This is a genomic window from Roseateles sp. DAIF2, assembly GCF_015624425.1.
Lineage (GTDB): Bacteria > Pseudomonadota > Gammaproteobacteria > Burkholderiales > Burkholderiaceae_C > Kinneretia.
In genome coordinates, this window is the sequence record NZ_CP049919.1 from 5,634,351 (window position 1) to 5,653,244 (window position 18,894).

The window sequence follows — 18,894 nt, forward strand, 5'->3', positions numbered from 1 at the left end:
TACCGCCATCCCCCTGCCATCACCATCGCCAACCGCTGCCGCTCCGCCATTCCGAGCCCCGGATTCTTGCCGATAAACCAGCAGGGACGCCGGCTTGCCAGCCGGCGCGGGCTGGGCCAGCATCGGGGCATGAACACGCCCACCTCTTCCCGCCGCCCTCGCCTGTCGCGCCGGATCTTCGTCCTGCTGCTGCTCTGCGCGAGCCAGCTCAGCGCCTGCGCCACGCCGCCACCGCCCGCACGCGCCGCCAGCGGCGACGAGGACGACAGCGCCAGGCAGCTGATGCCGCGCATCAAGACCCTGATCGGCGACGCCCCCTGCGACAGCGATGCGCAATGCCGCACCATCGCCGTCGGCTTCAAGGCCTGCGGCGGGCCGGGGAGCTATATGGCCTGGTCGACCAAGAATGTCGACGAGGCCCGGCTGAAGGATCTGGTGCAGCGCCACGCCCAGGCCGAACGGGCCGAGAGCGAGCGACTGGGCCGAATGTCGGATTGCCGCCTGGTGACGGACCCTGGGGCCGTCTGCAGGGCCGGGCGCTGCCAGCTGCAGCAGCAGGGCATCGGCGGCGGGCTGTCGGTTCGCTGAGTCGGCCAGATCATGAAAAAAGGCGGGCATCACTGCCCGCCTTGGCTCCGATCATCGGGACGGCCAGCACAGCCGCAAGGGCTGCGCCACCGACCTGCTCGCCGCTTACTGCGCGGCCTGGCCCGCCTCGCGGCCGGCCGTGATCGCCGCGTTGGTCGCGACCGGCGCATCGGTGTTGACGACCAGCAGCGTGGTCGCGCCCGCCGAGGCACCGCCGACCTGATAGCTCGCGGCGGCCAGGTAGCGGCCACCCGGGGCCAGGCCCGACCAGCTCAGGCCGGCCGTGGCGGTACGGCCCACATAGGCGCGGCTGGGCAGGGACACGGCGAAGTTGCCGCCGTTGTCGGCCGGGGTCACGACCCATGAGCTGAGCGTGTAGTTGGTGCTGTTGGCACCGGCGGCATGCGAATAGCCGATCGTGCAGACGCGGTAGGTGCCGGCGGCCGGGGCCACCAGGGTGATCTCCTCGCTGCTGCCGTTGTTGCCGCTGTAGCCGACGACGCCCCCGGTGCTGTTGATCATCACCATGTCCAGGTCGTCATCCAGGCCGGCCTGGCCGCCCGAGGTCTCCGCGCTGAAGGTCATGAAACGCGCCGCCAGGGCACCGGCCGGGATCACCACATTGAACGGGCTCATGCCCGCGCCGCCGGCCAGGCAGGCCGCGCCGAGCGTCGGCAGCTGGCTGGCCCGGTTCACGCCGGTCACGGTCAGCGGCGTGCGGGTGGCATCCTTCAGGCCACCCTTGACCACGCCCATCGCGCCATCGAAGCCGGTACCGATCGGGAAGATCTTGTTGCCCGCCGCCAGATCGCTGGACTGCAGCGCCGGCGCGGCCACCAAGCTGGCGCGGGCCGTCAGCGGGCTGCGCACCACATGCGAGCCGTCGGTCCAGACCAGGGAGCCATAGTTCCAGGCACCCTGGGCCGCGGTCGTGCGGGTCAGGCGAACCTGGAAGCTCTTGGTCTCACCGGGGTTCAGGGTCAGGCTGGACGGCGTCACCACGGTAGTGAAGCCGGGCACGCTGGCACTGGCCGTGTAGGTCGCCGCGGCGGCGCCGACATTGGTCACCTTGCGGTTGAAGACCTGGATGCCCAGCACGCTGCCCGAGGTCAGCGACGGCAGGTTCAGATCGGTCGCGACGATGCTGCCGGTGGTGCCGCAGTTCACGCCCGGCTGCAGGCCCACCGAGGCCACGACACCGGCCTGGCCCACACCGCACAGGAAGCGGTTGTAGTCGATCGGCGCGATGTCATAGATCAGGCCCGGATCGGCCGCATTGTTGGGCTGCACGAAGCCGGCGCCCTGGCCCCAGGGCAGGCGGCCCTGCTGCAGGCCGGTCAGCGTGTTGAACACGTCCATGCCGGTGGTCATCAGCGCGGAACGGATCGCGGCCGGGCTCCAGCTCGGATACTTGTGGCGCAGCAGCGCGGCCAGGCCGGCCACATGCGGGCTGGACATCGAGGTGCCCGACAGCATCGAGTAGTTCGGCCGGCCGGCCTGTCCGGTGGCGATCATCTGGTCATGCTCGGCAATCGTGTAGTCCGGCGTGTAGCCGGCCAGGATCGAGGTGCCGGGCGCGGTCAGGTCGGGCTTCATGATGCTGGGGTTGCCCGCATTGAAGCCGCGCGAGGAGCCGTCGTTCATCGCCGGCGCCGCCACGCTCTGGTCCTTGATCGCCTGCAGATTGCCCAGCGAGCCGGTCGCGTTGGCCGCATTGGCCGCCATATAGGCCTTGATCGCGTCGCCATCGGCCTGGGCCACATGCACGGTCGACACCGTGTGGCCCTGGTTGACGATGGTGTTGGCGAAGCCCGCCACGTTGGCGATCACGACGCCGGCCGCGCCGGCCGCCTTGGCGTTGGCGCTCTTGTTGACCAGCACGTTGTTGCCGCGGTTGCAGACCAGCAGCTTGCCGCGGACCTTGTTCGGATCCAGCAGGCTCTTCTTGCTCCAGGCCGCGCCGCCGACGACGGCGTTCGCATCGGACAGGCCGAAGCATTCCTTCAGGCGCAGCTGGTCGCTGGCCGACAGGCCGTCCAGGCCGGCGTTCTCGGCCAGGATCAGCGGTGCCGACGGGGTGTCGGGATTGCTGGAGGCACCGACATGCGTGGCGCCATTGCCCAGGGTCACGGTGCCGGTGAACAGGCGGTCGTGCGTGGAGTTGCCGACCGTGGTCATCCAGGGACCCAGGTGGGCGGTGGACGAGGTGGTCGGGCCGCTGTTGCCGGCCGAGGCGGCGACGAAGATGCCGGCGTCGACCGCGGCCTTGAAGGCCACGTCCACCGAGTCGGCGATATTGGTCGTCGAGCCGCTGATCGAATAGTTCAGCACATGCACGCCGTCCTCGATCGCGGCCTCGATGGCGCGGATCGAATCGCCGCCGTAGCAGCCATTGTCGTAGTCGGGCCAGCGTGCGTCGGGACGCGTGGTCTGCGGATTGACCGAGGTCCAGCAGACCTTGTAGGTCGACAGGCGCGCGCGCGGCGCAATGCCCGAGACGCCGCCCACCAGCACATTGGTGTTGTCCAGCTTGGCATCCACCTTGGCATTGCCACCGGCGGTGCTGGCGGTGTGGGTGCCATGGCCGCCGTTGTCGCGCGGCGAGAGGAATTCGGCCGGATGCTTGACCAGGCGGCCGGAGGCCACATTGGCCAGGAAGGTCTGCGAGAAGGCGCGCGCGCCGATCAGCTTGTTGTTGCAGAGGTCCGCGCTGAAGGCCTCGCCGGCCTCGCACTCGCCCTTCCAATGGGCCGGCGGCGGGCCGTAGGCCAGCGTGGCCGCGGCATCGAAGGTCGGCTTGCCATTCGCATCGACACGGTCGGCGAACGAGGGGTTCTCGGGCCAGACGCCGCCGTCGATCACGCCGATGATGATGTCCTCGCCGGCGCCGGTCGGGCCGCCCAGCTGGGCCCACAGGCCGTTCGGCAGCTTGTCCAGGCCCAGGAAGCTGGGCGTGTAGTTGGTGTCGAGCCGGCGCGGCACATCGGCCTCGATCGCGACGACGCCGGGATCGGACTTGAGCCGGCGCGCCTCGGCGTCGGTCAGCAGGGCCGAGAAGCCGTTGAAGGCCACCGAGTAGCGGTGCACGATGTTGGCGCCGGACACGGTCGACAGCACCTGGTTGCGCTTGCCTTCCAGGTAGCTGATGTAGGCCTGCACCGAGGCGGCGCTGACATCCAGGCGCGAGCCCACGGCCGGGCGGGTGGCGGCGTAGCCGGCAACGCCGCCGGTGTAGGAAGCGGCCGGCGTGTCGGCCAGCTGCACGATATAGGGGCGGCGGATGTCATCGGCGGCGGCCAGCGAGGCGGCGCCGGACAGCAGCAGCAAGGCTGCCCAGTTGATGGACGTACGTTTCATGGAATTTCGACTCCGTTCGGGATGGATGCGACTGGCGGGCGCGACTCAGGCGCTGCGACGGCGGCGGCCGGCAAAACCGGCGGCGCCCAGGGCCAGCCCCATCAGGGCATAGGTGGCGGGCTCGGGAATGACCTGGCCGGCCACGCTGTCCAGGCCGAACTGGGCCAGGTTGAAGCTCTCACCCGGCTTGCAGGAGCCGTCGAAGTCGTAGATGCAGGCCGCGATATTGATGCGGCTGAACCAGGTCGAACGGAAGTTGAGATCGAAGTCGAAATGGGCGAACTGGCTGGTGCCGTCGTCGAGCAGGCCCTGCAGGTCGAACCGCACTTCCTTGGCGCCATAGGCCGCCTGGCCGGTCACGACGATCTGGCCGACCTGGCCGACCAGCAGCGGATCGAACACCGTCGCGATGAAGCCCAGGTCGAAACCATGCAGGGTGAAGCCCAGGCCCTGCTGGTTCTGCAGGGTCAGGCTGCCGTCGGTCAGGGCGGCATAGTAGGTCGATCCACGCGGCGGGCAGATCGAGATCGAGCAGGTGCCGCCCCCGATGCCGGCGCCGACGAAGCCCGAACCGTTCGGATCCACCACGCTCAGCTTCATGCCGGCTTCGTTGAAGCTGCTGCCGCCGTTGAAATTGGTGCCCGCCGTGCCCTCGAACTCGATGTTGAAGGCGGTGGCCGGACTTGCCAGCGCGGAGCCGACCAGGGTCGCGGCTGCCAGCGCAATGGCACTCTTGACTATCACTCGCATACTGAACCTCTTCTCATTACCAATGGTCTTGGTGTCTTTGCACCCGGATATGGCGTACGCGAGGCCATAGGCGATACCAGCGGCCCCGCGCAAATCACTGCTCGTGACACCGCAGCAACTGGCTTTAGGCGGCCAAAGTGTCAGCGCGCGATTCTGGCTGTGTGAAGCTTCCTTTACATTCGCGCTTGCCCGCCCCGTGATCTAGGGATTACCGGGGTTTCTACCGTGACAAACCGGGTCTCGGGGGTCAGGTTTTGCGTTAGGCCGGGCGAGACACGCCCAGGCCTTCAAACAGCCATAAAAAACAGGCCCCGCGGGGCCTGTTCTTCATGACGGCGCGCGACCGCTCAGGGGCGTGCGATCGTCAGCGGCGAAGAGCTCCAGGTCTCCCAATGCGCCGGATTGGCGGCATCGCCCAGCGCCTTCAGCACCGACACCTTGATGATGTAGCTGCCGTTGGGCAGGGTGCCCTGGTTCGTCGTGCCGTTCCAGCCGTTGGCGATGAAGCCGGTCGGCGTCGCGCTGCGACCGAGGTAGTGCTGCTCGCTGATGACGCCGCGGGACGCGAGGGTGGTGGCGTCGAGCACTTCCTGCTTCAGCGTGCGCAGCTGATGGTCCAGATGCAGCAGCACGAAGGGAATGTCATTGCCGACCATCGTGTAGCTCGCGCCGGCCGCCTGCTTGCTGTAGCTGGTGCCGTTGAGCTTGGCCAGCCACGGGAAGCCGTTGGCCGTCGGCGTCAGCACCTGGGTCGACTGGTAGTCGCCCTTGAAGCCGGCGTAGGCCACCTGGATCGGCGCGCCGTCGGCCTGCGGCGTGAAGGTGATGTAGCCGCCATAGAGCGCGCGGTTGGGCAGGCTCGCATTGGCGGTGATGGTCACGGTCACCGTGGCCACGCCCTTGGCCGGCACCACCACATTGGGGCTGCTGAAGGCCACCGTGGCCGGCGCGTCGAAGACCCCGCTGATGTTGTAGCTCGTGCCCGATTGCGTGTTCGCACCCGCCGCGACACCAGCGACATGGCCGAGCGTGTAGGTCACGGGCACCAGGGCATCGTTGCGCAGGGTCAGCTTCTGCACCGTCGGCCCGGCGTCGCTCTCGCCGGTGGAGATCTTGCTCGGCAGCACGAACTGCTGCGCCTTCACCGCGGCCACGATGTCGACCATGCCGGCGCCCTGCCGGAAGGCATGGTCCAGCAGGCCGAGGTTCGCATTGCCCGACCAGGCCTTGGGCTTGGCGGTGTTCTGCAGGCGCGTCAGCATATTGATCATCGGCGGCGCGTTGCGGCCGACGATCGGGCCCTCGCGGCCCAGGCCCGCGTTGGGCAGGGCCTGCAGGATCAGCGCGGCCGCGCCGGCCACATGCGGTGCCGCCATCGAGGTGCCGCTCAGCGTCGAGCCGCCGCCCAGTTCCAGCGGATAGGCCGAGAAGATGCCGCCGCCGGGCGCGCCCAGGTCGGGCTTGAAGCTCAGGTCCGCGGCCAGGCCGAAGGAGCTGAAGCCCGAGATCAGGCCGCCGGTGCCGAAGGGGAAGCCGACGCCATTGGCGGTCCAGTTCAGCGAGGTCGCGCCGGCGACGATGGCGGCGTCCAGCACGGCACCCTGCGCCGCCGTGATGCCGACGACCGGGATCGTGATCGCCGGGTCGCTGCCCGTCGGCACCACCGTGGCGCTGATGGCGCCCGCGGCATTGTTGTAGAGGACAACCGCCGCCGCGCCCGCCGCCTGTGCATTGGCCGCCTTGATGTAGAAGGAGCAGGCCCCGCGCCGGATCAGCGCGGCCGTGCCGGTGAGGCTGCCGGCCGGCAGCGGCGAGCAGGCATCCGGGGCCGTCGCCGGCAGCGTGGGCTGGCCGGCTACGCCCGTCTTGGACATAGTCAGGCTGCCCGAGGTCGGCGGCAGCGGCGCGCCGGTGGACGGGTTGTAGCCATAGGGCGTGCCATTGACGGCGAACGATACCTGCGCGTTATCGAACGAAGCGACGCCGATCACGCCCTCGCCCACGCCGGGCGCGCCGGCGGCATACAGCGCATCCGGCGAGCTGCCGCCGGGGCCGTTGTTGCCGATCGAAGCCACCATCACGACACCCTTCTTCGCGAGGCGTGTCGCGGCCTGGGCGGTCGGGTACTGCGGCCATTGGCGGCCGGAGCCGATGCTCTGGTTGATCACCTGCATGCCGTCGGCCAGGGCGCGCTCCATCGCCTCGAGCATGATGTCGGCCTCGGTGCTGCCGTTGCAGCCGAACACGCGATAGGCGCCGAAGGTGACGCCGGGCGCCACGCCCTTGAGGCCGCCGCCGTTGGCACCCACGATGCCGGCCACATGCGTGCCATGGCCGCCGCAGTCGTCGGGCACGCTGTCGGGCGAGGGGATCGGGTTGTAGGTGGGGCTGGTCGAGTCCGCGTTGTAGGTATCGCCGACCAGGTCCCAGCCCGCCACGATCCGGGCGTTCGGGAAGGGGGTCGTGCCGTTCACGCCGCTGCCGCCGAAGGCCGGATGGTCGATGTCGACGCCGCTGTCGATGATGCCCACCTTCACGCCCGCGCCCGTCAGGCCCAGCAAGTTCTGCGCGATATTGGCGCCGGTCAGCGCAAGCGCCCGGCTGAGTTCGATCATGGAGCCGGCGGCCTGCTCGGGCGTCGGGGCCTGGATGGTCTCGATCGGATGGAGCGCCTTCACGCCGGTGAGGCTGGCCAGCTTGGCGCGCTCGGCGGCGCTGACGGAGACGGCCAGGCCGTTGAACAGCGAATTGAAGGCGCGGCGCTCCTGGTAGCTCACCTTGGCGGCGGCGGCGGCCGAGCGGAACGCGGCCTGCTCGGCCTGCACCGCGGCCACGCTGGCGCCATCGGCCACCGGCTTGCCGGCAAACTCGATGAACCACAGGCGCGAGCCCTCGGCCTCCGACGCCGGCACCGACTGGGCCATCGCCAGCGTGGCGGTCGACAGCGCGGCAATCGCCAGCACGATGGGCTTGCGGCTCAAATTCCAATTGGGCATGCAACTCTCCGATTTGCGAAAGTGAGGATGCTCACCACTTGGCGCGGCGTTTGGATCGGTGCTTTCCCGACGGGCGGACTGCGCACTCGGGAACACGCGGGTAAGCCCGGCCACCGAGTCGCGGGGGAGGCCAGCGGCCGAGCAGGGCATCTCATCTTGTCGCTCGCGACATCGGATGGCAGATTGGCGCCACTTTGTGCTTCCGCCCGGAACTGGCCGGCCGGGAGTCAACGAGTCTGGAGAACAAATGCAAATGATGAATCTGTTCAAGCGCAGCGCCATCGGCACGGCGCTGATCGCCGCAAGCATGATGGCCGGGACCGCGGCCCACGCGGGCGTCGTCACCTTCGACGTGGCGGGCATCTCGAGCAACGCCGGGTTCGGCGATGCCTCGAACGAGACCCACTTCATCAATCTCTTCGAGGGCGCCCGCATCACCGCCATCTCGTGGAACGTCAATCTGTCGACCTTCTCGTCGAGCTGGCTGTCGGAGATCGGCGTCGACCTCAGCGACGGCAGCGCCAACGGGTTCTCGCTCTTCGCGGGTATCGGCGAGGATGCCTCGGGCTCCGGCAGCTTCAGCGGATCGGCCGACCTGATCGCATTGGGCACCGACTTCTATGTTGGCTCGAGCGGCAAGGTGAGGCTCGAGTTCTTCGAGTACCTTGACGATGTCATCAGCGCAGCCGATGGTCGCTGGGACCGCGGCAGCCTGACCGTGACTTATGTCCCCGAGCCCTCCAGCTTTGCGCTGGCCGCCCTGGCCCTGCTGGGCGTCGGCATCACCACGCGTCGCCGCAAATCCTGACGAACGCGCCTCGCGGCGCCTCGATGAATCAAGGGCCGCATGATGCGGCCCTTTGTTTTTGCGGCTTCAGCTGGCCGCTGCGCCCCCGGGTGGCAGAGGCCCCGGCGCCCCCGGGCACAGCAGCCATTGACCGCGCTGGCTGGCGTGATAGACCGCCTCGCGGTGCTGGTGGCGAACGATCAGACGCCAGCCCGGCACCAGCGCCTGGGTGTACGCGACGCCGGGTCGCGCGCAGCCGAGCGAACCATCGGCCCAGCTCAGTTCCTCGACACCGACCTGCAGCGCCTCCGGCGCGGCAAGCCGCCAGGCGCGGGCCGCGTCGGCACGCACCGCGGCCTCGACGGCCGCCAGCGTGACGGTCCCGCCGGGCCCGGGCAACACCTGACCCGCTCTGGGGTTCGAGGGCATGGCGTTCTCGGCGCGGTCCGCCGGAATCGATTGAGCGGCCGTCATGCCGCAGCACAGCAGGCCGAGCGCCAGACCCGCCAGCATTTTTTTGTCGAAGCGATGCGCCATGAAGGTTCCGTTGCAGGATTCATGGCGGGAAGCATAGCGTCCGCCGCGCCGTTCCTACGCCTATTCGGTCTTCGGAGTACCGGGCGGCGGGGTCGGCGTCGGCTGCACCGGCACGGCCTCGCCGCTCCCTCCTCCTGCCTGCGCGCCCGCATCGATCCGTTGTTGCTCCTGGGCCTGGGCCAGGAACACCCAGTCCTCGGCGCGCTCGATGGGGGCGTCATCCGGGAACACCTTGCGCAGCAGCTCCCGCTCCGAGCGGCTGTGCACGCCATGAAAGCGCTCGGGATCCTGCGGCGCCGGCACCAGCACCCAGTCCGCCTTGCCGGTGAAGGGGTCGACATAGGCGCGGCGCAGATGGTGCTGCGGCTTGGGGCCGCGCGTGTCGAGCAACAGGTCGTCCAGGCTGCGTGGCAGCGCGCCCGCACCCTTGCGGTCCATGCCCAGCCGCTCGCTGGCCTTCAGATAGCTGGCGATCGCCAGCGCGATCTGCTGGCCGCGGAACTCCAGCTCGCGCTCCTGCTCGCGCTGGGTCGCAATGCTCCAGCGCTGGCCCAGCGCCGCCAGCGCCGCGGCGGTCAGCGCGACGAAGAACAACATGCCCAGATAGGTAAAGCCTCGCGAGCCCGCTGAGCTCGCACGACGGTCGTCCGCCGGGCCGCCCCAAGGACGACACGGCAAGCCGAGGTGCGGGCTCCCGCGCCGCGGCTTGCGCCCCCTCGGGGGGCCGCTCAGGTACTCCTGGGCGGGGGGCATCACATCTCACCAATCCGCATACAACCGCCCATCGCTGGCGCGCCCCGCCGCGCCGCTGCGGATGTCGTAGAGCTGGCCCTTGAGCTGGGCGTCGGGCGGCGGCGGCAGCTCGACCCAGGCATCGCGGCGCCCGGCCACCGGGTCCTCCGGCACCTCGCGCAGATAGCGCGCGCTGGCCAACTCCTCCAGATTCTCGGGATAGCGCCCGCGGTCCGCGGCGAACTGGTCGATCGCATCGCGCAGGGTGGACAGCGAGCTGCGCAGCGCCGCCTCCTTGGACTTCTCCAGGCTGTTGAAATAGCGCGGCGCGGCGATGCCGGCCAGCAGCGCGACGATCGCCATCACGACGATCAGCTCAATCAGGGTGAAGCCTCGCGGGCGCATGACTTGCGGCTTCGCCATCACCAGTCCCGGTAGCGCGAGCCATCCAGCGCGCGCCGCTCCGACAGCGAGCGGACGTCGAACACATCGCGGCCGGGGCGCGGCTCGTCGGGCGGGCTGTCGGCCGCGCGCAGGCCCCAGGTCTCGGCCGGCTCCAGGGCCGGGTCGGCAAAGGGGTCACGCGGCAGGCGGCGCAGGAAATACAGCTTGCGGCCGTTCGGCGATTTCGCATCGGCCACGCCGCGCACCAGATCGGCCAGCTCGCGCGGGTAGCCGCTGTCCTCGATCGTCAGCTGGATCTGCCCGGCCTCGGCCGCGCGCTTGTAGGCATCGAGCGCGCCGCGGATCTGGCGCAGCGCCTCGCGCAGCTGGAACTCCTGGCTGCGCTGCACCGACATCAGCAGCACCGGCCGCGCCGCCGCCGCCAGCACGCCCAGCATCGCCAGCACGACCAGCATCTCGATCAGGGTGAAGCCCCAGGCCCCGCGCCGCTCGTATGACCGAGCGGACACCGCGGATCCGGCTTTGCCGGTCCGCTGGTGTCGCCCCCTTGAGGGGGCGGCCGAAGGCCGTAGGGGGTGGGTCACTTCACCTCCACCGTCACCATCCCCGAACCCTCCACCCGCACCGGCGGCGTCTCGCCGTTCAGGCCGGCGGCGCTCAGGCCCCCGACATTGACCGACAGCACCTGGCCGGCCGCGGCCGGCAGCGCGCGCAGCACCACCACGCGCTCGCCGCGCGGCGTCAGCTCGAAGGGCATGCGCCCCGGCGCGGCATTGCCGGCCGCGGCCTGGGCCGGCTGCAGCCGGGTGGCGTCGAACTCCAGCTCGCCGCGCACCGAGACGCCGCTGTCGTGGCGCAGGGTCACGCTGACCGTGCCGCCGGCGCCGACCTGCGGCGTCACGTCCAGCCTCAGTACCACCTCGGCATCGGCCGCCGCGCCGGCCGCCGGGGCCTGCGCGGTGGCGGCGGACCTGGCCGATGCGGCACCGGCACCCGCCAGGCCCACACCGGCCCGCGCCTGGTCGCGCAGCCGGCTGCTGAAGGCGCCCGGCGAGGCATCGGTGCCGCCCGGCAGGCGGGTCAGGCCGACATCGGGCACCGCCGTGTTGCGCACGATGCGCGGCGTGATCAGCAGCACCACCTCGGTCTTGTTGCGCGTGTCGCTCTGCACGCCGAACAGCTTGCCCAGCACCGGCAGCCCGGACAGGCCCGGCACGCCGTTCGCGCTCTTGCGGTCCTCGTCGTTGATCAGGCCGGCCAGCACCTGGGTCTCGCCATCGTTCAGGCGCAGCGAGGTGGAGGTCTGGCGGGTGCCGATCTCATAGGCCGTGGTGCCGCCCGGCCCCTTGACCTCGCGGATCATGTTGCTGACCTCCAGGCCCACCTTGATCACCACATCGTTGTCGAGCTGGATGGTCGGCTCGACATCCAGCTTCAGGCCCACGTCCAGATAGGACACCGAGGCCGCCACCGAGGTGGCGCCGGTGAAGTTGGTCGTGGTGGTGAACACCGGCAGCTTCTGGCCGATATGCACCTTGGCCTTGTCGCGGTTGCGCACGCGGATCTTCGGATTCGCCAGCAGGCTGGTGTTGCCCGAGGTGCCGCGCAGGGTGGCGCTCACCGCCGGGTTGGCCACCGTGGTGCGGAAGTTGCCGCGGTTGCGGATGTCGATCGCGCCGTCAACGCCCGGCACGCCATAGCTGACCTGCTCCGGCCACTTCATGCCGATCGCCTCGACCTGGTCGGAGGCCACGTCCAGCACCTCGACCTCCAGCATCACCTCCGGCTCCGGCAGGTCGATCGAGGCGATCAGCTTCTCGACCAGGCGCATCACCTCCGGCGTGTCGCGCACCACCATCAGGTTCAGGCGCTCGTCGATATGGATGTCGCGCACCTTGGCGATCGTGCGCACCATCGCCTGGGCCGACTTCACGTCGGCATTGGTCAGGTAGAGGGTGCGGGTGATCAGCTCCTGGTGCTCGCGCTGCTTGGCCTGGGTGTTCGGGAAGATCAGCACCGAGCTGTCGTTGAGCAGCTTGCGGTCCAGCTGCTGGGTGCTCAGGATCACGCGCATCGCCTCGTCCAGCGAGACCTGGCGCAGGAACACCGTGACCTTGGCGTCGGAACGCACATCCTTGTCGAACACGAAGTTGACGCTGCTGCTGCGCGCCAGCGCCTCGAACACCTGGCGCAGCGGCGCGTCGCGGAACTCCAGGGTCACCGGCTTCTGGAAGGCCGGGCCCAGCTCGCCGCTGGCGCCGAACTCCAGCGGCCGCGCCTGCGCGATCTGGGCCAGCAGCGCACGCGCACCGCCATGGCCGGCCGACTCGGCGGTGATGTCGCGCGCGATCGATTCCGCGCGCGCCGTCTTGCCTTCGCGCAGCGCCTGGCGCGCCTGGGTCAGCAGGCCCTCATGGCGCTGGCCGCGCTCGATCTCGATCTCGAAGGCCGGCAGCCGCGCATGGCTGGGCTCGAGCTCGCGCAGCTGCGCGACGCCGGCGCGCGCCTCGTCCCAACGGCCGGCGGCGCGCTGGGTCTCGATCTGGATCAGCAGGCGGTTGACCAGGCTCGCATGGGTGCGCAGCTGGGCCGCGCGCAGCTTGTGGTCGCTCGGGTTCTGGCGCAGCGCCGTTTCCAGCACGTTGTTGGCCTCGCCCAGCTGCTGGCTGCGCGTCAGCTCCTCGGCCTGGCGCAGCGCCGGATTCGCGCAGCCGGCCAGCAGCGCGACCATCAGCAGGGTCGCGATGCAGCGCTGCGGGAGCGAGGGCGTCTTCGGGTTCGTGATCATGAGGACGGTCTGAATGAGATGTTCTGTGCCTGCTGGGCCGGCAGCCAGGTCAGGGCCAGGCCGCTCGGCTCGACCCGATCGACGCGCCATTGGCCGTCGATCACGTCGCCGGCCTTGGCCGACAGACTGCGGTTCGGGCCGGTCAGCAGGGCCAGGTGTTGCCCGCCCTCCTCCAGACGGCCGATCAGCTGATAGGGAAAGGGCGGCGCCACCGGCGCGGCCGGCGGCTGCGCCTGCTGCGGCGGGGCCGCCGGCGCGGGCGGCGGTGGCGGCGGCATCCAGGCCGCCAGCTGCGCGCCGCTGGCCTCGGGCCAGGGCTCGCGCGCGGCCGCCTCCCAGGCCGGCGGCGCGGCCGGCGCGCTGGCCACGGGGCTCGGCGCGGCGCGCGGCTTGCTCGACGGCACCGCGGCCTGCGCGACGCCTGCCGCCTCGGCCGGATCCTCCAGCTGGGCCGCCCACAGCGTGGCCGCCACCGCCACGGCCAGGCCCGCGGCGAGCGCGTACTGACGTTTACCGAGCCGGCCTGCCGCTGCTGGCTGCGCGCTCATCGGCGTTCTCCCGCCGGCGCCGCGGCCGCGACAGTACTGCGCCCATGCAGCGACCATTGCAGCTCGGCCTCCAGCTCGGCGCCGCTCGGCGCGGCGCGGCGCAGCTTCAGGCCGTCCAGGCTCAGGGCCGGGTCTTGCCGCAGCGCTGTCTCGACGAAGCCGCGCAGCTGCGCATAGCCGCCCTGCACCGGCATGCTGACGCGCAGGCGCTCCAGCCCCGCATTGGCATCGACCGCCAGGCGGTGCTCGGTGCGCGGCGTCGCGAGGCCGGCACGCAGCGCCGCCTCCAGCAGATCGGCCAGGCGCTGCTGGCGCGCCTCGGCGCCGGGCAGCGCGGCGCGCCATTGCTCCGGCGTCGCGGCGGGCTGCAGCGCCCCGCTGGCGCGCTGCAGGCGCAGCTGGCGCTGCAGGCGTTCGGCCTGAGCCACCAGCTCGTCCTGCTGCTGGGCCCAGGGCCGCGCCAGGCCCAGCTCCAGCAGGCCGGCCAGCAGCAGCGCGGCCAGGCCCACCAGGCCCGGCCAGCCGAGGCGGCGCCAGGCGGCGTGCCGCGGCAGCGCACGCAGCCGCTCGATGAGGGGATGTTGTTGGAGGGTCGCCGTCATGGCTGCACCTTCGCGCGCGAGACCCGCGCCAGGTCGGCGCGCAGCGCCTCGGGCGCCAGCTTGGCGGCCAGGTCGAAACGCTGACCGCTCAGGCCCTCGCCGGCCAACTGGAAGCGCGACAGCACCACCTCGCCCCAGCCCGGCGCGAGCGCCAGGCGCTCCACCAGCTGCAGCGCCTGCGCCTGGTCGGCCGCCAGGCCCTGCAGGCGCAGCTCGCGCCGCGCCGCGCTGTAGTCCATGCCCAGCCAGCTGATGACGGCGCCGTCGTCGCCCAGCCCGGCCTGCTCCACATTGGCCAGCAACGGCCCCCAGGCATGGCGCAGCAGGCCCTGCACCTCGGCACCGGCGCGCAGCTTCTCCGCCGCCAGCGCGGCCTGGGCGCGGTCCGCGCCCTTGTTGCTGCCGCTTGAGGGCAGCGGCGCGGCGGGGCGGCGCTGCAGCTGCGCCTGCAAGGATTCGACCCGCGCCTGCGCAACGCTCTTTTGTTGATGCGTCTCCCAAGCGCTCCAGCCGGCGGTGCCCAGCACCAGCAGGCCGCACAGGGCCAGCGGCCAGGCCAGGCGGTGCGGCGGTTCGGCCGGCGCCGCAAAGTCAGGCCGCGGTGCCAGCGCCGTGGGCGCGGCCGGGCGCTCGAACCAGGCCGGCTTAGCCGCCGCGCCGTTCAGATCGCCCAGTTGGCACACGCCCGGCAGGGCCGGCATCTGCGGCGCATCCAGCCCATAGCCCTGCAGCAGCACCGGCAGGCCCGGCTGCGCCTGAAGTTCGGTCAGGGTGGCCAGCAGCGCCTCGACCGTCGGCGCGGCCAGGCGCTGGTGGCGCAGCTGGCGCGGCGTGCCCGCCTGCAGCTGCAGCCAGGTCAGCAGATCGCCCTCGACCCAGGCCAGCGCCGCCTGCGGTGCCTTGATCCAGTCGGGTTGGTCGACGGCCAGGCGCTGCAGCAGCGCGGCCCAGGCCGGCCGCAGGCCGCGCAGCGCGACCTGGCGCTCCTCCAGGGTGGCGCGCAGCGCCGCCAGGTCCAGCCCATGCAGCGCGCTGGCCCCGGCCGCGCCGCCAGCGCGCCAGCCGGCCAGCGGCCAGCGCAGCGCCGCGGCGCCGAAGTAATGACTCAGCAGCTGGCGCGCATAGCCCTGCAGCGCCGCCTCGTCGGCCAGCGGCAGGCCCGGCTCGCAGACCAGATGCTGCAGCAACCGCTCCGAGGCGACCAGGTCCAGCGCCTGGCCCGGCGCCGCCTCGATCGCCGCCAGCCCGCGCCCGTCCAGCCAGGCCAGACGCGGCTTGGCCAGCCGCGCCCGCAGGGCCTGGCGCCAGCGCAAGACCTGCCCCCCGGGGGCGACGGTTTGATTACTCGTCGAGGGTGACACGTTCCAGCTCCTCGAAGGTCGTTTCGCCGCGGCAGACCGCTTCCAGCGTCATCACCCGCAGCGGCTTCATGCCGCGGCCGCGCGCGGCCTCCTTGATCTGCGACATCGGCGCGCGCGCCGCGATCAGGTCGCGCAGGCCGTCGTCCAGCTTCAGCAGTTCGGCCACGGCGCGGCGGCCGCGGTAGCCGCTGCCACGGCAATGGCCGCAGCCCTCGCCGCGCAGGAAGCGATGCTCGCTGTCGGGCTTCAGCCCATGGCGCAGCAGGGTCGCGGCGTCCGGCTGATGCGGCCGCGCGCAATGCGTGCACACCAGGCGCACCAGGCGCTGCGCCAGCACCGCGTTCAGCGCCGACACCACGTTGTAGAGATCCAGGCCCATGTGCATGAAGCGCCCGATCACGTCAAACGCGTTGTTCGCATGCACGGTCGAGAACACCAGGTGCCCGGTCAGCGCCGCCTGCACCGCGATCTGCGCGGTCTCGCTGTCGCGGATCTCGCCGACCATCACCCGGTCCGGGTCGTGGCGCAGGATCGAGCGCAGGCCGCGCGAGAAGGTCAGGCCCTTCTTCTCGTTGACCGGAATCTGCACCACGCCGGGCAGCTGGTACTCGACCGGGTCCTCGATCGTGATGATCTTGTCCTGGCCGGTGTGGATCTCGGCCAGCGTCGCGTAGAGCGTGGTGGTCTTGCCCGAGCCGGTCGGGCCGGTGACCAGCAGCATGCCGTGCGGCTGGCGCGCCTGAGCGCGGATCGCGGCGCGCTCCTCGGCGCCGAAGCCCAGCGCATCCAGGGTCAGCGAGCCCTGCGACTGTTCGATGCGCGCGCGGTCCAGCACCCGCACCACCGCGTCCTCGCCGAACACGCTGGGCATGATCGAGAGGCGGAAGTCGATCTCGCGGCCCTGCACGCGCAGCTTGAAGCGGCCGTCCTGCGGCAGGCGGCGCTCGCCGATGTCCAGCTCGGCCATCACCTTCAGGCGCGAGACCAGCTGCTCGGCGACCTGGGCGCCCTCGACCTGGCGCACCGGCGCCATCACGCCGTCGATGCGGAAGCGGATCGTCGCGCCGCGCGCGGTGCATTCAATATGCACGTCGCTGGCGCCGTCCTGCAGCGCATCGTAGAGCGTCGCGTTGAGCAGGCGCACCACCGGGCTGGCCTGTTCCGAGAGGCGCAGCGCCGACAGCTCCTCGGCCTGCTGCGCGCCGGCGCCGGCCTCGGCCAGGCCCTCGTCCACGTCCGACAGCGCGCGGAAATCCGCCTCGCCCGCGCCCAGCCAATGCTCGACCGCCGCGGCCTCGCAGCGCAGCCAGCGCACCGGCAGCTGCAGCCGGGTCTCGACGCTCTGCAGCAGCAGCGCATCGGCATCGCGCTCGGCCAGCAGCATCGCGCGGCCGCCCTGCCCGACCGCCAGCACCGCGCGCCAGCGCTGCGCCTGGGCCTGCGGCCAGCGCTCGAAGTCCAGCTGCCAGGGGCCCTGCTCGGCCGGCAGCACATCCGTCAATGAATAGACCGTGGCGCTCACTGGACCTGCTCCACCAGCTGGAAGATCGGCAGGTACATCAGCACGATGGTCCCGCCCGACATGGAGCCCCTCGCGCCGCGGGTACGCGGCACGATCCCCCGAGGGGATGCAGCCCGGCTTGGGGCGGCCCGGCGCTCGGGCTGCCTGGATCGGCGGCAGACCTCGATGCTCATTGAACTTGCTCCACCAGCTGGAAGATCGGCAGGTACATCAGCACGATGATCCCGCCGATCAGCACGCCCATGATCAGCATCAGCGCCGGGTTGATCGCGCGCGTCAGCAGTTCGGTCAGGCGCACCGCCTCCTCATCGTGGAAGGCGGCGGCACGCTCCAGCATGCCGCTGAGCTCGCCGCTGCGCTCGCCGACCCGCACCATGCGTCGCGCCACCGGCGTGGCCAGATCCTGCGCCTCCAGCGCGTCGGAAAAGCGCGCGCCCTCGGCCACCTGGGCCGCGGCCGCGGCCACCGCCGGGCGCCAGGGCGCGGCCACCACATCCTGCACGATGCGCAGCGCGGTCAGCGCCGGCACGCCGGAGCCCAGCAGCATCGCCAGGCTGCGGTACAGCCGCGCCAGCGCCAGCACGCGCAGCCGCGGGCCCAGACCCGGCAGGGTCCAGAGCGAGGCCTGCAGGCGCTGGCGCAGGCCCTGGTGGCGCCACAGCGCAAGACCTGCCCCCGCCAGCGCGGCGATGCCGCCCAGCACCAGCCAGGGATGGGCGCCGGCGGTACGGCCAAAGCCGATCAGCGCGCGCGAGGCCCAGGGCAGTTGGTCGCCCAGCCCGTCCAGGATGCCGGCGAAGCGCGGCAGCACGAACAGCAGCAGGAACAGGATCACCGCCGAGCCCACCAGCAGCAGCATCGCCGGGTAGACGCAGGCCGCCACCAGGCGCGAGCGCAGGCTCTCGACCCAGGCCAGATAGCGCGCATGCTGGGCCAGCGCAACGCTCAGCTGGCCGGTGCGTTCGTTGGCCGCGACGATGGCGCAGACCAGCTCGTCGAAGGCCTGCGGCTGCCGGCGCATCGCGCTGGACAGTGGCTGGCCCTGCTGCACCGCCTCCACCACGCCATCCAGCGCCTCGCGCACCGAGGCCTGGGTTTCCTTCTCGCGCAGGGTGCTGAGCGCCTCCAGCAGCGCGATGCCGGCATCCAGCAGCACCGCCAGCTCCTGGCTGAACAGCTGCAGCGGGAAGCGGCCGCCGCGGCGCGGTGCGCGGCCGGCGGCGGCTTGACCGGCCGGGCCGCCCAGCTCCTGCACCTCCAGCAGATGCTGGGGCGCGACGCCGGCGGCCAGCGCGACGCCCTGGCGGTCCGGCGCCTCGACGCGGCGCGAGGCGGCCGCCCCGAGCACGGGGTCGAACACGCGGATCAGGTACTGCGGCATGGGCGAGGGAAGAGCAACAAGACGGCGGCCGACCGGCTCACCAGCTGGTCAGGTCGGCGTCCTCGCCCTCGCCGCCGGGGCGGCCGTCGCGGCCCAGCGACAGCAGGTCGTACTCGCCATGCTCGCCGGGCGAGCGGTACTGGTAGTCGTTGTGCCAGGGATCCTTGGGCACCGCCTTGGCCAGATAGGGGCCGGCCCAGCGCGGCTCGTCGGCCGGCTTGGCGACCAGCACGGCCAGACCCTGCTCGGTCGTCGGGTAGCGGCCCACGTCGAGGCGGTACTGGTCCAGCGCCTTGGCCAGCGCATCGATCTGCGCCCGGGTCGCCTTGACCTCCGACTTGCCGATCTGGCCGAAGAACTTCGGCCCCACATAGCCGGCCAGCAGGCCGATGATGACCATCACGACCAGCAGCTCCAGCAGGGTGAAGCCGCGCGCGGGGCTGCGGGACGGGGTGCAAGAGCGGGCGGTGGAGAGGGACGACGGCAGCAGGGACATGGGTGAGACGGCAGTGGACCCGCCACTGTTCCATCCGGGTGGGA

General features: G+C 71.3%; 17 protein-coding genes. 2 read left to right on the forward strand and 15 right to left on the reverse strand.

Translation table 11 applies throughout. The annotated features are described in order from the left end of the window. The first annotated feature begins 129 nt into the window (after positions 1-129). Positions 130-588 (forward strand): hypothetical protein, encoded by a 459-nt coding sequence (locus G8A07_RS25960; protein ID WP_195794793.1) that lies wholly within the window; start codon positions 130-132, stop codon positions 586-588. A 105-nt stretch (positions 589-693) separates the two neighbouring features. Here G8A07_RS25960 and G8A07_RS25965 read toward each other — a convergent pair whose 3' ends face one another. The 3 genes from G8A07_RS25965 to G8A07_RS28210 form a co-directional block, all read right to left on the reverse strand. Beyond that, positions 694-3,945 (reverse strand): S8 family peptidase, encoded by a 3,252-nt coding sequence (locus tag G8A07_RS25965; protein WP_195794794.1) that lies wholly within the window; start codon positions 3,943-3,945, stop codon positions 694-696. Positions 3,946-3,990: 45 nt separating this feature from the next. After that, positions 3,991-4,695, reverse strand: coding sequence for an NF038120 family PEP-CTERM protein (locus G8A07_RS25970; protein ID WP_195794795.1), 705 nt, complete (start codon positions 4,693-4,695; stop codon positions 3,991-3,993). 347 nt (positions 4,696-5,042) lie between these two features. After that, positions 5,043-7,691, reverse strand: a complete 2,649-nt coding sequence (locus G8A07_RS28210) for a S8 family serine peptidase (RefSeq protein ID WP_305798630.1) — start codon at positions 7,689-7,691, stop codon at positions 5,043-5,045. 253 nt (positions 7,692-7,944) lie between these two features. Between G8A07_RS28210 and G8A07_RS25980 the strand changes: the two genes are divergently transcribed. Further along, positions 7,945-8,499, forward strand: coding sequence for a PEP-CTERM sorting domain-containing protein (locus G8A07_RS25980; protein WP_195794796.1), 555 nt, complete (start codon positions 7,945-7,947; stop codon positions 8,497-8,499). 66 nt (positions 8,500-8,565) lie between these two features. On the opposite strand, the gene G8A07_RS25985 is transcribed toward G8A07_RS25980, so the two are convergent. The 12 genes from G8A07_RS25985 to gspG all read right to left on the reverse strand — a co-directional run bounded on the left by G8A07_RS25985 (position 8,566) and on the right by gspG (position 18,850). Continuing rightward, complete coding sequence (locus G8A07_RS25985) at positions 8,566-9,015, reverse strand: hypothetical protein (RefSeq protein ID WP_195794797.1); 450 nt, start codon at positions 9,013-9,015, stop codon at positions 8,566-8,568. 60 nt (positions 9,016-9,075) lie between these two features. Further along, positions 9,076-9,612, reverse strand: a complete 537-nt coding sequence (locus tag G8A07_RS25990; protein ID WP_195794798.1) for a type II secretion system protein — start codon at positions 9,610-9,612, stop codon at positions 9,076-9,078. Positions 9,613-9,774: 162 nt separating this feature from the next. After that, entirely contained in the window at positions 9,775-10,170 is a 396-nt protein-coding gene (locus G8A07_RS25995) for a type IV pilin protein (RefSeq protein ID WP_195794799.1), read from the reverse strand. Beyond that, positions 10,170-10,661 carry a type II secretion system protein gene (locus G8A07_RS26000; RefSeq protein ID WP_305798631.1) on the reverse strand — a complete coding sequence of 164 codons (492 nt, stop codon included), beginning with the start codon at positions 10,659-10,661 and terminating at the stop codon, positions 10,170-10,172. Before G8A07_RS26000 ends, G8A07_RS25995 begins: the two co-directional genes overlap by 1 nt. A gap of 71 nt (positions 10,662-10,732) precedes the next feature. Then, positions 10,733-12,940, reverse strand: coding sequence for a secretin N-terminal domain-containing protein (locus G8A07_RS26005; RefSeq protein ID WP_195794800.1), 2,208 nt, complete (start codon positions 12,938-12,940; stop codon positions 10,733-10,735). Next, positions 12,937-13,488: a hypothetical protein gene (locus G8A07_RS26010; protein WP_195794801.1), complete on the reverse strand. Its 552-nt coding sequence runs from the start codon at positions 13,486-13,488 to the stop codon at positions 12,937-12,939. The genes G8A07_RS26005 and G8A07_RS26010 overlap by 4 nt, the downstream gene beginning before the upstream one ends. Beyond that, the gene (locus G8A07_RS26015; protein ID WP_195794802.1) at positions 13,485-14,090 is read right to left on the reverse strand and encodes a GspMb/PilO family protein; all 606 of its coding nucleotides are present in this window, start codon (positions 14,088-14,090) and stop codon (positions 13,485-13,487) included. The genes G8A07_RS26010 and G8A07_RS26015 overlap by 4 nt, the downstream gene beginning before the upstream one ends. Further along, positions 14,087-15,451, reverse strand: a complete 1,365-nt coding sequence (locus tag G8A07_RS26020; RefSeq protein WP_195794803.1) for a hypothetical protein — start codon at positions 15,449-15,451, stop codon at positions 14,087-14,089. Before G8A07_RS26020 ends, G8A07_RS26015 begins: the two co-directional genes overlap by 4 nt. After that, complete coding sequence (locus G8A07_RS26025) at positions 15,432-16,973, reverse strand: GspE/PulE family protein (protein ID WP_249937147.1); 1,542 nt, start codon at positions 16,971-16,973, stop codon at positions 15,432-15,434. The genes G8A07_RS26020 and G8A07_RS26025 overlap by 20 nt, the downstream gene beginning before the upstream one ends. Next, the gene (locus tag G8A07_RS26030; RefSeq protein ID WP_195794804.1) at positions 16,970-17,146 is read right to left on the reverse strand and encodes a hypothetical protein; all 177 of its coding nucleotides are present in this window, start codon (positions 17,144-17,146) and stop codon (positions 16,970-16,972) included. Before G8A07_RS26030 ends, G8A07_RS26025 begins: the two co-directional genes overlap by 4 nt. Beyond that, complete coding sequence (locus G8A07_RS26035; RefSeq protein WP_195794805.1) at positions 17,143-18,354, reverse strand: type II secretion system F family protein; 1,212 nt, start codon at positions 18,352-18,354, stop codon at positions 17,143-17,145. The genes G8A07_RS26030 and G8A07_RS26035 overlap by 4 nt, the downstream gene beginning before the upstream one ends. Before the next feature lie 37 nt (positions 18,355-18,391). Further along, the gene (gene gspG / locus G8A07_RS26040) at positions 18,392-18,850 is read right to left on the reverse strand and encodes a type II secretion system major pseudopilin GspG (RefSeq protein WP_195794806.1); all 459 of its coding nucleotides are present in this window, start codon (positions 18,848-18,850) and stop codon (positions 18,392-18,394) included. Positions 18,851-18,894 lie beyond the last annotated feature (44 nt).

Coding starts and splice junctions, on each gene's coding strand:
- G8A07_RS26010 (WP_195794801.1), bottom strand. CDS start 13,488: ATGAGCGCGCAGCCAGCAGCGGCAGGCCGGCTCGGTAAACGTCAGTAC.
- G8A07_RS26005 (WP_195794800.1), bottom strand. CDS start 12,940: ATGATCACGAACCCGAAGACGCCCTCGCTCCCGCAGCGCTGCATCGCG.
- G8A07_RS25985 (WP_195794797.1), bottom strand. CDS start 9,015: ATGGCGCATCGCTTCGACAAAAAAATGCTGGCGGGTCTGGCGCTCGGC.
- G8A07_RS25995 (WP_195794799.1), bottom strand. CDS start 10,170: ATGGCGAAGCCGCAAGTCATGCGCCCGCGAGGCTTCACCCTGATTGAG.
- G8A07_RS28210 (WP_305798630.1), bottom strand. CDS start 7,691: ATGCCCAATTGGAATTTGAGCCGCAAGCCCATCGTGCTGGCGATTGCC.
- G8A07_RS25965 (WP_195794794.1), bottom strand. CDS start 3,945: ATGAAACGTACGTCCATCAACTGGGCAGCCTTGCTGCTGCTGTCCGGC.
- gspG (WP_195794806.1), bottom strand. CDS start 18,850: ATGTCCCTGCTGCCGTCGTCCCTCTCCACCGCCCGCTCTTGCACCCCG.
- G8A07_RS26030 (WP_195794804.1), bottom strand. CDS start 17,146: ATGAGCATCGAGGTCTGCCGCCGATCCAGGCAGCCCGAGCGCCGGGCC.
- G8A07_RS25980 (WP_195794796.1), top strand. CDS start 7,945: ATGATGAATCTGTTCAAGCGCAGCGCCATCGGCACGGCGCTGATCGCC.
- G8A07_RS26015 (WP_195794802.1), bottom strand. CDS start 14,090: ATGACGGCGACCCTCCAACAACATCCCCTCATCGAGCGGCTGCGTGCG.
- G8A07_RS25960 (WP_195794793.1), top strand. CDS start 130: ATGAACACGCCCACCTCTTCCCGCCGCCCTCGCCTGTCGCGCCGGATC.
- G8A07_RS25990 (WP_195794798.1), bottom strand. CDS start 9,612: ATGTTGTTCTTCGTCGCGCTGACCGCCGCGGCGCTGGCGGCGCTGGGC.
- G8A07_RS26035 (WP_195794805.1), bottom strand. CDS start 18,354: ATGCCGCAGTACCTGATCCGCGTGTTCGACCCCGTGCTCGGGGCGGCC.
- G8A07_RS25970 (WP_195794795.1), bottom strand. CDS start 4,695: ATGCGAGTGATAGTCAAGAGTGCCATTGCGCTGGCAGCCGCGACCCTG.